15 protein-coding genes are annotated in these 12,885 nt (G+C 64.8%); 8 read left to right on the top strand and 7 right to left on the bottom strand.

Annotated elements, in window-relative coordinates; translation table 11 throughout:
- The 4 genes from H8A92_RS36480 to H8A92_RS36495 all read left to right on the top strand — a co-directional run.
- On the top strand, window positions 1-610 hold a 610-nt coding region (locus H8A92_RS36480; protein ID WP_229200125.1), incomplete at its 5' end, for a biotin--[acetyl-CoA-carboxylase] ligase.
- Window positions 610-2,280, top strand: coding sequence for a ribonuclease J (locus H8A92_RS36485; RefSeq protein ID WP_229200126.1), 1,671 nt, complete (start codon window positions 610-612; stop codon window positions 2,278-2,280). The genes H8A92_RS36480 and H8A92_RS36485, both read left to right, overlap by 1 nt.
- Window positions 2,281-2,323: 43 nt before the next feature.
- Window positions 2,324-2,728 (top strand): methylmalonyl-CoA epimerase, encoded by a 405-nt coding sequence (gene mce / locus H8A92_RS36490; protein ID WP_092114633.1) that lies wholly within the window; start codon window positions 2,324-2,326, stop codon window positions 2,726-2,728.
- A 6-nt stretch (window positions 2,729-2,734) separates the two neighbouring features.
- Entirely contained in the window at window positions 2,735-3,010 is a 276-nt protein-coding gene (locus H8A92_RS36495) for a DUF1467 family protein (protein ID WP_229200127.1), read from the top strand.
- 403 nt (window positions 3,011-3,413) lie between these two features.
- On the opposite strand, the gene H8A92_RS36500 is transcribed toward H8A92_RS36495, so the two are convergent.
- A complete protein-coding gene (locus H8A92_RS36500; RefSeq protein WP_229200128.1) occupies window positions 3,414-4,688 on the bottom strand; it encodes a hypothetical protein in 1,275 nt (424 codons plus the stop codon).
- 222 nt (window positions 4,689-4,910) lie between these two features.
- On the opposite strand from H8A92_RS36500, the gene mtnK reads away from it, so the two are divergent.
- Entirely contained in the window at window positions 4,911-6,215 is a 1,305-nt protein-coding gene (mtnK, locus tag H8A92_RS36505) for an S-methyl-5-thioribose kinase (RefSeq protein ID WP_229200129.1), read from the top strand.
- Window positions 6,212-6,421 (top strand): hypothetical protein, encoded by a 210-nt coding sequence (locus tag H8A92_RS36510; protein ID WP_229200130.1) that lies wholly within the window; start codon window positions 6,212-6,214, stop codon window positions 6,419-6,421. Before mtnK ends, H8A92_RS36510 begins: the two co-directional genes overlap by 4 nt.
- Before the next feature lie 397 nt (window positions 6,422-6,818).
- Here H8A92_RS36510 and H8A92_RS36515 read toward each other — a convergent pair whose 3' ends face one another.
- The 6 genes from H8A92_RS36515 to H8A92_RS36540 form a co-directional block, all read right to left on the bottom strand.
- Window positions 6,819-7,115 (bottom strand): DUF718 domain-containing protein, encoded by a 297-nt coding sequence (locus H8A92_RS36515; protein ID WP_163153471.1) that lies wholly within the window; start codon window positions 7,113-7,115, stop codon window positions 6,819-6,821.
- Between the two features lie 93 nt (window positions 7,116-7,208).
- Window positions 7,209-7,418, bottom strand: coding sequence for a glutathione S-transferase family protein (locus tag H8A92_RS36520; protein ID WP_229200131.1), 210 nt, complete (start codon window positions 7,416-7,418; stop codon window positions 7,209-7,211).
- Window positions 7,419-7,665: 247 nt separating this feature from the next.
- A complete protein-coding gene (locus H8A92_RS36525) occupies window positions 7,666-8,700 on the bottom strand; it encodes an ABC transporter permease (protein WP_229200132.1) in 1,035 nt (344 codons plus the stop codon).
- 12 nt (window positions 8,701-8,712) lie between these two features.
- Window positions 8,713-10,215 (bottom strand): sugar ABC transporter ATP-binding protein, encoded by a 1,503-nt coding sequence (locus H8A92_RS36530; protein ID WP_229200133.1) that lies wholly within the window; start codon window positions 10,213-10,215, stop codon window positions 8,713-8,715.
- Between the two features lie 9 nt (window positions 10,216-10,224).
- Window positions 10,225-11,259: a sugar ABC transporter substrate-binding protein gene (locus H8A92_RS36535; RefSeq protein ID WP_229200134.1), complete on the bottom strand. Its 1,035-nt coding sequence runs from the start codon at window positions 11,257-11,259 to the stop codon at window positions 10,225-10,227.
- 88 nt (window positions 11,260-11,347) lie between these two features.
- Entirely contained in the window at window positions 11,348-11,773 is a 426-nt protein-coding gene (locus H8A92_RS36540; RefSeq protein ID WP_229200135.1) for a globin, read from the bottom strand.
- Window positions 11,774-12,231: 458 nt separating this feature from the next.
- Between H8A92_RS36540 and H8A92_RS36545 the strand changes: the two genes are divergently transcribed.
- Both H8A92_RS36545 and H8A92_RS36550 read left to right on the top strand, forming a co-directional pair.
- Window positions 12,232-12,603, top strand: a complete 372-nt coding sequence (locus H8A92_RS36545) for a DUF2946 domain-containing protein (RefSeq protein ID WP_229200136.1) — start codon at window positions 12,232-12,234, stop codon at window positions 12,601-12,603.
- A gap of 82 nt (window positions 12,604-12,685) precedes the next feature.
- Window positions 12,686-12,885: hypothetical protein (locus H8A92_RS36550; protein WP_229200137.1), on the top strand; the 200-nt coding region annotated here is incomplete at its 3' end.

Here is a 12,885-nt window from a genome sequence, read left to right on the forward strand (position 1 = left end):
TGCCAGCAGCATCCTCGAGGTGACGGACGTGCAGCCGGCGGTCGCCGCGACGCTCGGCTTTGCCGCCGGACTGTCGCTCGAAGCCGCGCTGCAGAAGGTCAGCATCGAGGCAGCGCTGCGGCTCGGGCCGCACAGTCCGAAGTTCACCCTGAAATGGCCGAACGACGTGCTGGCCAACGGCAAGAAGCTGTCGGGCATCCTGCTCGAGGCCGAGGCGGTCGGCAACCGGCTGGCAGTCGTGGTCGGCATCGGTACCAATGTCATCGCGGCGCCCGAGGGGACGCCGACGCCTGCGATATCGCTGGCGACGCTCGGCATCCAGATCGGCGCGGAAGAGCTGTTCGCCGCGCTGTCGGACGCATGGGTCGAGTTTCGCGGCATCTGGGACGATGGCCGCGGCTTTCCCGAGATCCGCAGGCTGTGGCTGGAGCGCGCCGCCGGGCTCGGCGAGAAGGTCGCGGTCCAGACCGGCGCCGCGACGCTCGAGGGCACTTTCGATACCATCGACGACACCGGCTGCCTGATCGTTCGCTCCGCTGATGGACAGCGCACACCCGTGACCGCCGGCGAGGTCTATTTCGGCACCGCGGCCTCCGTGAGGGCTAACTGATGGCGCGTCCCGACGAGCTCACCTTTGCCCCGCTCGGCGGCGTCGGCGAAATCGGCATGAACCTGTCGATCTATGGTCTTGGCAATCGCCAGCAGCGGTCGTTCCTCGCGGTCGATCTCGGCGTCTCCTTCGGCGACGAGGAGCATCTGCCGGGCATCGACCTGATCATGCCCGACGTCCGCTTCCTCGAGAAGGAACGTAACAATCTAATGGGCCTCGTGCTGACGCACGCCCACGAGGACCATTTCGGCGCCATCATCGACCTCTGGCCGAAGCTCGGCTGCAAGATCTACGCGACGCAGTTCTCTGCGGCGCTGTTCGAGGCCAAATGCGCCGCCGAGCGCAATCCGCCGAAAATCCCGATCACGGTGATCCCATCGGGCGGCCGGGTCGATATCGGCCCGTTCAATGTCGAGTTCATCCCGGTTGCGCATTCGATTCCGGAATCGCACGCGCTGGCGATCAAGACCGATGTCGGCACCGTGCTGCACACCGGCGACTGGAAGATCGACCCGACCCCGATCATCGGCCAGCCGACCGATGAGCGTCGGCTGCGCGAGCTCGGCGACGCGGGCGTGCTGGCGCTGGTCGGCGATTCCACCAATGCGGTGCGCGACGGCCGCTCGCCCTCGGAGACCGAGGTCGCCGCCACCATCAAGAAGCTGGTCAAGGCGGCCAAGGGCCGGGTCGCGGTCACCACCTTCGCCTCCAATGTCGCTCGCGTGCGGGCGGTGGCTGATGCGGCGAACGCCGCCGATCGCGAGGTCGTCGTGGTCGGCCGCGCCATGGAGCGGGTGGTGCAGGTCGCACGCGAATGCGGCTATCTCGACGCCTCGCACAAGTTCCGCAGCGCCGACTATTACGGACATTTCCCGGCCGACAAGGTGCTGGCGCTGTGCACCGGCAGCCAGGGCGAACCGCGCGCCGCGCTGGCCCGGATCGCCAATGACGACCATCCGCAGGTGACCCTGAACAAGGGCGACACCGTGATCTTCTCCTCCCGCACCATTCCCGGCAACGAGAAGGCGGTCGGCGGCATTATCAACGGGCTGGTGACGCAGGGCGTCGAAGTCATCACCGACCGTGAGCATCTGGTGCACGTCTCCGGCCACCCGCGCCGCGACGAGCTGCGCGACATGATCTCCTGGGTGCGGCCGCAGCTTCTGATCCCGGTCCACGGCGAAGCGCTGCACCTTGCCGAGCACGCCAAGCTGGCCCGTGCCGCGGGCGTTCCCAAGGTTTTGACCTGCCGCAACGGCGACCTCGTCAAGCTTGGGCCCGGCGATCCCGGCATCGTCGGCGAAGTGCCGTCGGGCCGGCTCTACAAGGATGGAACCATCTTGGAGGATTCCAAGTCGCGCGCGGTGGTCGAGCGGCGCCGGATGGGCTTTGCCGGCTGCGCCTTCGTCGCCATCGCCATGACCCAGCAGGGCGAAATGGTCGACGAGCCCGAGGTTGATCTGGTCGGCATGCCGGAGAACAATGCGGCTGGCGAATTGCTCGACGATATCGTGTTCGATGTGGTGGTATCGACGATCGAGGGGCTGCCGCGGGCACGGCGGCGCGATCCGGATGCGCTGGGTGAATCGGTGCGGCGTGCAGTACGTGCGGCGCTGAACGAGCAATGGGGCAAGAAGCCGATCTGCGTCGTGCACGTACTGACGGTCTGACAAGCGCCTTCGAAGCGCGCACAACGATACAAGGGAGAGAGAGATGCTGGGCCGGCTCAATCACGTCGCCATTGCCGTCAAGGACGCCAGGCAGGCCGCGAAGATCTACGGCACCGCCTTCAACGCCGAGATATCCGACGCCGTGCCGCTGCCGGAGCATGGCGTCATCACCGTGTTCGTGACGCTGCCGAACACCAAGATCGAGTTCATCGAGCCGCTCGGCGAAGCTTCGCCGATCGCGAAATTCGTCGAGCGCAACGCCGACGGCGGTATCCACCATGTCTGCTACGACGTGCCCGACATCATCGCAGCGCGCGACCGCATGATTGCCGAGGGCGCGCGCGTGCTGGGCGACGGCCAGCCGAAGATCGGTGCGCACGGCAAGCCGGTGCTGTTCTTCCACCCCAAGGACTTTTCCGGCGCCTTGGTCGAGATCGAACAGGCCTGAGGCCACATGGCGTATCAAATCTCCACCAGCCTTGCGATCTACTTCGTGCTGTGGTGGCTCGTGCTGTTCCTGACGCTGCCGTTCGGCGTGCGCAGCCAGCATGAGGAGGGCGTCGGTGCGCCCGGCACCGATCCCGGCGCGCCGATCATGGCGCGGATGGGCCGCAAGCTGCTGTGGACCACGGGGCTGTCGGCCGTGATCTTCGCGATCGGGATGTGGGCCTATTACGCCGGCTATCTGTCGGTCGAGCGGCTGTCGAAACTGATGGGGATGCCGTTCTAGAATTGGCTACGGTCCGTGGGGTTGAGACGTAGCCCGCATGAGCGAAGCGACATGCGGGGGCATTTCCCGGGTATCGCTTCGCTCACCCGAACTGCCTCCGCGGGGCGAGCTCCCAAAAAAATCGAAAACAACCCCATGCAAAGTAGCCGGCGGCCTGCCGGCATTCGACACGGCAACTTGACATGTCGGGCAAATCAGCGGCATAATTCTATTATACAGAAATTACGCAGGCGTGCCTCTCCCCGTGGGAACCCGCAAGAATGGGGCGAGGGGGCGCAGCGAAGTCGCCCGCATGAGCGAAGCGACATGCGGGAGCATTGCCCCGGGTATTGCTGAGCCTGTCATCGGGCGCGCGTTCGCGCGACCCGTTGGCTCACCGGGGCCACGATCCGGAGCAACGGGCTCAGCTGTGCTCCGGCCGGAACCACTCCGGCGACGGGCCGGTGATCGCCTCGATCTCGGGCACGAAGCTGCGATCGAGCGCTGCGACGAGCGTCGCCAGATTGTCGACGATTTGCGCCCACCGCTCGGCGCTGCCGATCGGAAACTGGCTCGGTAACTCGACCCCTCTCACTTCGCCGCGCACCGCGTGGCGCGAGGCATGCAGCGGCAGCGTGGCCTTGAAGCCGTGCCCGTTCACCATGCCGATCACCTGCATGAAGGCCACAACCGAACTGTTCCAGTTGCCGACATCGACCTGGAGCCTGACGGTGAGATTGCCCGGGGTGCGCCGTTGCAGCCTGAACGATCCGCTCTCGCCGCGGCAATCGTAGCCGAGCGGCGCAAAGGCCCGGACCAGATCGGGCTTCTTGGGGCCGGTGCCCGGGCCTCCATCGGGAGCAGTCGCGGCGGCGCTCTCGACCTGGTGAGGCAGGTCGTGCGGGAGGGTATTGAGTAGTTCGCTCATCCGAGCCCGACAGGCGCGCACGATCGTGCGGATGGCCTGGTCCATCTCAAGAGACAGGCCGCCGGCTGGCCCGGCGGTCGCCGTGAGCATCGGGACCTGCACCGTCTTGCGGACCTTGCCGCAGGCTGCGAGCAGGGCCGCGATCTCGGCCGGAGGTGCTGGCAATTTCTTGGCCTGCGGATCGGCTTCGACGATGCGCAGCGCGGCCAGCGACCGCTGCCGCCCGTTCACCCACCATTTGTCGTGCACGCCGATGCCGGGCGAGGTCGGGTGGCCGGCGCCGATGTCGACACCGGCACGCATCAGGCCGCGAAGCGTCTGAAGGTCGGGCTGCGCGGGCAGCTGCGGACCGTCCGAAAAGCCGGGCACCGAGAAATGCAGGTCGATGGCGTGGCATGGAAATGACTTCGGGACGCCCTTTGCGATCTCCCTGAGGATCGCGAAGTCGATCGCTTCGACGGCACCGCTCTCGGCCACGTTCGACATCACGCGTGCTTGCGCCCTGCCGGGTCCAACCGAGCCGGTCGTTCGCACGAAGCGCTCCAATTCCGGCCAGCGCTTGATCACCCTTGCAATGCTGGAAATACGCTTCGTTCCTGCCGCAGCTTGCACGGCGGCGATCTCGGCGGTGAGAGGGGGATCGGACAGCCTGAGGCGTACCGTCGGCTCGCCCAATCCGGCGGCGAGGAAGCCGGCGTGCACTTGCTCGACCATGTCGACAAGCGCGTCCTTGCGGCTGGCGGCAAATATCGAGAACACGGCGACGAGCATGGCAACGTCCTTCACTCGAAAATGTCATCGTGAATTCTGAAACACGCCGGCGGGGTAGGGCCTGATCAGTGGCTTCGGGGACTTCGTCTGGGCCATTGCGGCGCGTCCCGCCGCCTGCGATTGTGGGCGTCGAACCGGGCCGTCAGCTCTTGCGGCAACGTGCCCGGAATAGCACAACGAGCGGCCAATGGCTCGGGTCCAAGTCTTGGGGAGGCGACCACGATGAACCTGCAGGCGCAACCAGGCTCCGGGCAGAGCCAGTATCGAATCCTGCGGGAAGCCGATCTGCGGGACTATCTCGCAAGCCTACCTGCCATCGTCACGCAGCTCGGCGGCACGCCGGCGGACTGGTCGATCAGCGAGGTCGGCGACGGCAACCTCAACCTCGTCTTCATCGTCAAGGGACTGAGCGGCGGCATCGCCGTCAAGCAGGCGCTGCCTTACGTGCGGCTGGTCGGCGAGAGCTGGCCGCTGCCGTTGTCGCGGGCGCATTACGAGCATCTGGCGCTGGTGCATCAGGCGCGGCTCGCGCCGAGCCTGGTGCCGGCGGTACTGCATCACGATGAGCCGCTCGCGCTCACCGCGATGGAGCTGCTCGAGCCGCACATCGTCATGCGCAAGGGCCTGATCGGGGCGACGCGGTATCCGCGCTTCGTCGATGATATCTCGACGTTCCTGGCGCAGACGCTGTTCTTCACGTCCGATCTCGCGCTGCCAGCCGCGGAGAAGAAGGAAGGGATTGCGGCATTCGCCGGCAACCATGCGCTCTGCAAGATCACCGAAGACCTGATCTTCACCGATCCTTACCGCATCGCCGAGCAGAACCGCTGGACCACGCCGTATCTCGACGCGACGGCGGCGGCGTTCCGCGAGGATCTCGACCTGCATGTCGCGATCTCCAGGCTCAAGTTAAAGTTCATGGCGAGCCCGCAGGCACTGCTGCACGGTGACTTGCACACCGGCTCGATCATGGTCACCGGCGGCGAGACCAAGGTGATCGATCCCGAATTCGCTTTCTACGGGCCGATGGGCTTCGACATCGGCGCCGTGATCGGCAATCTCCTGATGGCCTATCTGGCCTCCGCCGGCCACGAGCGCACGCCGGGCGAACGCGCCGCGTTCGAGGCCTGGCTGCTGGAAACCATCGAGGGCGTCTGGACCGAATTCTCGCGCAAGTTTCTCGCGTTGTGGCACAACGACGCCAAGGGCGACGGCTATCCGGTGTCACTGTTTGCGGGCGAGGCCGGCGCCGCGCGGCTGGAGGCGGAGCGGCAGGCCTACATGGCGAGGCTGTTCCAGGACACGGTCGGCTTTGCCGCCGCCAAGACCATCCGGCGCATCCTCGGCCTCGCGCACAACATCGATTTCGAATGGATCGCCGACGAGAAGCAGCGCGCGATCTGCGAGGCACGCAGCCTGAAGCTCGCACGCAACATGATGCTGGAGGCAGCGTCCTACACGACGATCGGCGCCGTCACCTACGCCGCGCGCGAACTGCGCCACTGGCAGCCCGATTTTGCCAGATGACGATATCGATGGTCATGTACGGCAAGCGTAGCGACACAGATCAGCTTTCGGCCGGACGCACGAAACAGAGAATGCCTGCCTCGGGCGTGAAACAGACGACGGCGCGGTTCGTCGGGTTGTCGGTTCTGTCGATGATTCTGTTCGGCGGGACCCGCAGCCAGAACGGTTTCGACATCTTCCAGCGAGCATCGATCAAGACGTCGTAGCCGTCGCGGTCCTGTCGAAACTCGACCGTCCGGCAATCCGCAATCGAGCAGCACGACGCACCGGTGCCTGGTTGCTTCAAACTCTCAAACCAGGGGGCAAGCGCGGGATCCGGGTTATCGGGCGGTGCTGCTACTACGGCCTGGCTCAGAGCAAGTCCGACTGCGACGGCGATTGTCCTGCCAATCCTCCCGTGTATCTCCCGATGTGCTGTCGACGCTGACAAGGCGTAAACCTCCGCTGCCGGCCGGAGATTAGCGCCGGCTCGGCTGGGCTTGTTCGAAAATTTTAGCGCGTTGCTGTCCGGAAAGCGGGGCGGGGAAAGGACAACGACCGCTCATGACGCAGAGCAGGCGCGGCCGCGAGCGTCGCCTTATGATCTATCCTTCACAAATCTTCTTATTTTATGGACAAGACGACCGGACCCGCGACGGGATCGGTGACGCCGAGACCGCCGCCCAAGTCTTCGAGCGTATCGCGAAAAGTATTCAGAGTGGAAATCATATGTGGCCGGGCCTTGATGCACGCGTCCATGTCTTGCCACTCGGCGATGATGCAATAGGAATGGTCACCGGTCTTGATAATATTGGCACGCAATAAACCTTGCCAGGTTGCCCCGATGGTCTTGTGGGCGTCCAAAAACTCCTGATCGCGCGCAGGTTTCACCCGAAAACGCACAGCGTTGAAAGCAGTCACGGTCTTCTCCCTGGTTCTGTGATGTTCCCGAAATGCTGGCGGCGACATAAGTAAATTCACAACGGCAACCTAGCGCCGGATGCGCTGCCGACGCTACCAGAATTGGCTGGCCGTCAGCACCGCGCGCGCGTTTTCATGGCTTCCGAGTCCTGAACCCAGCGGGTTCACCGTTCGATAGTCGCCGCCACCTTCGATGGCCTTGGTGTGCTCGTTGATCCTGATGGCCGTGAACGGCACTTCGGCCTCGAGGAACACGATATGCGGCAGGAGAGACAACGTACCTGGCGCGCAGAACAGCTTCATGGCGAGCCTCTACCGGGCGGATCAAGCGGGCTGTTATCTTGTAGAATGGGTTTCGCTTCGCCCCAGGACAGCGCAACACATTCGATGTCGTCCCTGCCTGGCGCGCAATGCGCACGGGAGCAGGGACCCACAACCACCGAGAGTCATGCTTGCGCGATGGCAGAATGACGAGTCCCGTTCATCACACACCCACGGTGGAGTATGGGTCCCTGCTTTCGCAGGGACGACGAATGGAGAGAGCTGCACGCTAATCCGCCGCTTGCTCCCGCAGCCGCTGCGCGTAGACGTTGATGATCAGCGCCGCGAGCAGGATCAGGCCGCGGATCAGGATCTTCAGGAAGCTGTCGATATTGACGTGGTCGAGGCCGTTGTTGAGCACGCCGAGCACGAACAGGCCGACGATGGTGTTGCCGATACCGCCGCGGCCGCCGAACAGGCTGGTGCCGCCGACCACCACGGCCGCGATCGAATCCAGCAGATAGGTGTCGAACTCGTTCTGTTGCGCGCTGCCGAAATGCGCGACGCCGAGCATGCCGCCGATCCCCGAGCAGACCGCCGAGATCACCATCACACTGCCGAGGATGAGCTTGACGTTGAGGCCGGCAAATTCCGCAGCCTCGCGGTTGCCGCCGACCATGTAGACGTAGCGGCCGAAGCGCGTGTAGGTCAGCACCAGATGGCCGCCGAGCAGCATCACCGCGGCAACGATCACGATCCAGGGGATGCCGCCGATCGAGCCCGAGCCGAGCGTCGTGATCAGCGGCGGCACCTTGTAGGCGATCTGGCCGCGCACCAGCAGCGCCGAGACGCCCGCGGCGATCTGCATCATGGCGAGCGTCATGATGAAGGAGGGGATGCCGATGATGGTCAGCCCCAGCGCGTTGACCAGGCCGAGCAGCGCGCACAGCGCCAGCGCCAGCAGGATCGCGGCAAAACCCGGCATCGGGACGTTGGCGATGTTGACGTAGGATTCCTGCAGCGTGAAGTAGGCAACCGCAATGCCGGTCACGTTGGCGATGCTGGCGATCGACAGGTCGATCTCGGCGCACAGGATCACGAAGGTGAGGCCGACGGCGATGATGCCGGTGACCGACACCTGGGTGAGGATGTTGCCGACATTGTCGATGGTCGCAAACGACGGGCTCGCGATCGCAAAGAAGGCGCTGAGGAAGATCAGCGTCAGGAACGGAGCGATGTTGCGCATCTGCGAGCGCAGGAAGGGCGCCAACCCGCGCGACCGCTGGTGATCCGCCGGCGTCGTCGCGCTGTCACTGCTCGTCATCATTCCACTCCATCACGCCGCCTCCAGCAGCCGGTCCTTGCTGACCGCTTCGCCGGCGAATTCGCGCACCACCGCGCCGCGCTTCAGTACCAGGATCCGGTCGGCCAGCGACAGCACGGTTTCCGGCTCGGTCGACAGCACGATGATCGCCAGTCCCTTGGCGCGGAGATCGCGCACGATGTTGATCACGTCGTTCTTGGCGCCGACATCCATGCCGCGGGTCGGCTCGCACAGCACCAGCAGGCGCGGCGGGTAGGCGAGCCATTTCGCCAGTGCCACCTTCTGCTGGTTGCCGCCGGAGAGCATGCCGAGATCGAGACCGACCACCGGCGGCCTGATCTGCAACTGCTCGACCTGGCGCTGGGCGATGGCGCGCTCGCGCACCGGCTTGAGCAGTAACGCCGAGATCCGCTCGAGGATGCTGATCGAGATGTTCTTGTAGACCGGCTCCTGGTGAAACAGCATCGCGCGCCGGCTCTCCGGCACCAGCGCGATGCCCGCCCGCCGGGCGGCCGCGGTGCTGCGGAATGTCTTCGCGGCGCCGTCGACCGCAAGCGTCCCGCCGTCGGGCCTGAGCTTGCCGAACAGGATGCGGGACAGCTCCAATTGTCCGCAGCCCATGAAGCCGTAGATCCCGAGCACCTCGCCGGCGCGGGCCTCGAACGAGACGTCCTGCAGGCTGCGGCGGAGCGAGAGCTGATCGACCTTCAGCACCACCGAGCCGGCGCCGGATTGCGGCAGCATCAGGTCGTCGGTGTAGCTGTGCTCCAGCTTTTCGCCACCGCGGCCGATCATGGCCTCGATCAGCGCGCCCTTGGTGGTGTCGGCGGATGCGGTTGCGGCGATCTTCCGCCCGTTGCGGAACACGGTCACCACGTCGGAGACCCGCAGGATGTCTTCGATGAAATGCGAGATGAAGACGATGCTGGTGCCTTCGTCCCGAAGCTTCTGCAAGGTCGTGAAGAGACGCTCGACCTCGGGCGGGGAGAGGGCTGAGGTCGGCTCGTCGAGAATGATGATGCGCGCGCCCGAGAACAGCACGCGGGCGATCTCGATCAGCTGCTGCAGCCCGATCGGCAGGTCGCCGAGCCGGGTCATCGGATCGACGTCGATGCCGAACCGGGACAGCTGCTCGCCGGCCTCGCGCGCCATCCGCCGCCATTGCACGAAGCCGAGGCGGTTGGTCGGCTGGTTGCCGAGGAAGACGTTCTCGGCGACGGTCAGATCAGGCGCGACGCTGAGCTCCTGATGCACCATGCCGATGCCGGCGGCGTGCGCGTCGCGGGTGGAGCGAAACCGGGTCTCCTTGCCGTCGAGCATGAAGCGGCCGGAGAACTCCGGATGCACGCCGGCGATGATCTTCATCAGCGTGCTTTTTCCGGCGCCGTTCTCGCCGACGAGACCATGGATCTCGCCGGCGTGGAGCGCGAAGTCGACCCCACGAAGGGCTTCGACACCGCCGAAGGCCTTTGTGATTTGGTTCAACTCGAGGATCGGGGAGCGTCCCTGCGACATGAGGGGCGCTCAGATCAGGAAGTGATCCTCCATCCATTGCATGCCGGCGGCGTTGGCCTTGGTCACGACGGGACCGTCGGTCACGACGTTCTTCGGAATGCCCTGGCCGCTCTTCTCGCCGCCGACCACGGCGGCGACGCCGGCAACGATCGCGCCGCCATGGATGCGGCAGGACGGATTGCGGACGGTCGCGAACATGCGGCCTTCGCTGACCGCCTGGATCGCCGGCGGCATCGCGTCGACGCCGCCGATCAGGATGTTGGTGCGGTTGTGCGCCTTCATGATGTTAGCGGCCGCGAGCGCCATGTCGTCATTGTGGAAGAACGCCGCATCGATCTGCGGATACTTCGTCAGATAGGTTTCCCAGAGCCGGGCGGTCTTGGAGACGTCCCAGTCGGCGGGCTGGGTATCCAGCACCTCGATGTTCGGGAACTGCTTCACGACCGAATTGAAGCCCTTGGCGCGGCCCTGCGCGCCGGTGTGGCCGAGCGCGCCCTGGGTCATGATGACCTTGCCCTTGCCGCCGATCGCGTTGCACAGCGCCTGCGTCACCGAGGCGCCCATGAACTCGTTGTCGGGCGCCAGGAACGAATGCACGTTGATCTGGTCGAGCGGCGCAATCAGGGTGTCCATGTCGATGACAGGGGTGCCGGCGTCGATCATCTTCTGCACCGGCTGGGTCAGGGTGCCGATGCCGAAGGCCTGGATGGCGACGAAGTCCCATTTCTGCGAGGCCATGTTGTCGATGGCGGCGCGCTGCTTGACGGCATCGAGCTGGCCGTCGAACCAGGTAACCTCGACGTTGAACAGCTTGCCCCAGAACTCGGCGGCCTGCTTGCCCTGCGCGCACCATGTCGCCTGCAGTCCGGCGTTGGAGAATGCGGCCTTCAGCGGTTTTTCCGAACGTCCCATCTCGGCTGCGAGCGCGGACGTCACGCCCATTCCGCCGAACAGGCCGGCCGCAGCTCCACCTGCCGCCGCCATCTGCAGAAGGTCGCGCCGCGTCGTCGACGCCTTGTCCATCCCCTTGTCGGTCTCTGGCATTGTTTGCTCCCTCGTCGTTTTTCTGACCGTCGGCGTCAGTTGCACGCGCCGCGGATAAAGGGAGTGTGTCACAATCGGAACGGTGACGCTACGCCTTCGCGTCCACGAGATGTTTCTGTTGCAGCACGATGGCTTCGATGTCGCGGAGCAGCTTGTGCCACGCAGCATCGATCTCCGCGGACCAATGCTCACCGAGAATGTCGCGCAAGCAGTCCGCGATCACGGCGAAGAAGGCCACGAACAATTCGCGCGGCGTCCCGTAGGCGTCGTGGGAGAACACTTCCGATTCGATCAGGCGAAAATGTCCGCGGCGTTCGCCGGCGAAATCGAGAATGGCTTCGATCGTGAGAGATAGCATCGAACCCTTGACCGGCTCGCTGCCTTCGGTGCGAAACATCACCTGCGCCTCGGGATGTTCGCGAAACAACCGCCGATACACCAACGGCGTGAGATCATCGCAAGCCGTTGCTGCGAGTTCAAAGCTGCGTTCGATTGGATTCGATGATGGAGCCATCGTTGATTGCGATCATCAGACAAAAAAAGAGCAGGGCTCCAAGCCCTGCTCCAAAAATTGTGTCGACCCTATTTGCCCCAAAAATTCGATTTGATCTTGATTGATGGGGTGACGCTGCTTGTGCGCGTCGGGCTCCTCCCGAGACTTGGACCATCAGGACACGCCTCGCGGCTGGCCTGCGCCCGAATTGGTAGACCATCTTTCCAAGCTTGTCACCATTTTCGGCAACGATTGTTCAAATTTCGAGCAATTTGCGAAATGATTGGGATGGCGCCGCTGCCGGTTGTGACAGTGATGTGAAAACACGTGACAGAGTAAGGAGATAGGGCGGCTTGTGCGGCGCCCGTGACGCAACTGTCACGCTCGGCTATTTCCGTCAGCTGGAAGAAACCGGACGTGTCCGCGATCTCGACTTCCGAGGCCGGTGGTGGTTAGTTCGGTTCCGGATGGGTTTTGCGATGCGCCGGCGGCTGAAGAATTTTCTGCCCATAGTCCTGGTTGCCCTGCTGGTGCAGATTTTCGCACCGATCGGGGCCTGCTGGGCGGCGAGCCTTGCCGTATCCGATCCGCTCGCGGCCGCCACCATCTGCCACGGCAATGCCGGCTCCGGAGCCGGGCAGGGCGACCAGACCGGTCACGACGCTCATGACGGTTGTTGCTCCGCGTGCAGCGTGCTGCAGACCGGTGCGCCCGTTGAACATCCGCAAGTTGCGGCCCAGGCCGTCGAACGCGTACCGAGCCGGATCGTTTGGCTCGATTTCGCCGGCGAGCTCGATCGTTCGCGGGCGGGCCTCTCCGCGCAAGCCCGCGCGCCGCCGCTTTTTTCCTGACGAGACTGTCGCTGCCGGTGCGTGCCGCGCCGGCAAATGCCGTTGAGCAAGCCGGCCGAAGAGCCGGTGTCAGGATTGATCCATGTTTCGTTATCACCCGCTGGAGGCGGCAAGCGTGCTCGCGCTGAGCGCGGCGCTTTGCGCGTTGGCTTCCGGAGCGGAAGCCCAGACGTCGACCACAGTGTTGCCCTCCGTCACGGTCGATGCCCCCCACGCGGCGGCGCGTGCCAAACCCGCCGCATCGAAACCGCGCGTTCGCGCCGCGTCGGCCCGGCGCCCGCC

The sequence above is a fragment of the Bradyrhizobium acaciae genome, from assembly GCF_020889785.1.
Taxonomy (GTDB): domain Bacteria; phylum Pseudomonadota; class Alphaproteobacteria; order Rhizobiales; family Xanthobacteraceae; genus Bradyrhizobium; species Bradyrhizobium acaciae.

Coding starts and splice junctions, on each gene's coding strand:
- H8A92_RS36485 (WP_229200126.1), top strand. CDS start 610: ATGGCGCGTCCCGACGAGCTCACCTTTGCCCCGCTCGGCGGCGTCGGC.
- H8A92_RS36530 (WP_229200133.1), bottom strand. CDS start 10,215: ATGTCGCAGGGACGCTCCCCGATCCTCGAGTTGAACCAAATCACAAAG.
- H8A92_RS36540 (WP_229200135.1), bottom strand. CDS start 11,773: ATGGCTCCATCATCGAATCCAATCGAACGCAGCTTTGAACTCGCAGCA.
- H8A92_RS36495 (WP_229200127.1), top strand. CDS start 2,735: ATGGCGTATCAAATCTCCACCAGCCTTGCGATCTACTTCGTGCTGTGG.
- H8A92_RS36510 (WP_229200130.1), top strand. CDS start 6,212: ATGACGATATCGATGGTCATGTACGGCAAGCGTAGCGACACAGATCAG.
- mtnK (WP_229200129.1), top strand. CDS start 4,911: ATGAACCTGCAGGCGCAACCAGGCTCCGGGCAGAGCCAGTATCGAATC.
- H8A92_RS36500 (WP_229200128.1), bottom strand. CDS start 4,688: ATGCTCGTCGCCGTGTTCTCGATATTTGCCGCCAGCCGCAAGGACGCG.
- H8A92_RS36545 (WP_229200136.1), top strand. CDS start 12,232: ATGCGCCGGCGGCTGAAGAATTTTCTGCCCATAGTCCTGGTTGCCCTG.
- mce (WP_092114633.1), top strand. CDS start 2,324: ATGCTGGGCCGGCTCAATCACGTCGCCATTGCCGTCAAGGACGCCAGG.
- H8A92_RS36525 (WP_229200132.1), bottom strand. CDS start 8,700: ATGACGAGCAGTGACAGCGCGACGACGCCGGCGGATCACCAGCGGTCG.
- H8A92_RS36520 (WP_229200131.1), bottom strand. CDS start 7,418: ATGAAGCTGTTCTGCGCGCCAGGTACGTTGTCTCTCCTGCCGCATATC.
- H8A92_RS36535 (WP_229200134.1), bottom strand. CDS start 11,259: ATGCCAGAGACCGACAAGGGGATGGACAAGGCGTCGACGACGCGGCGC.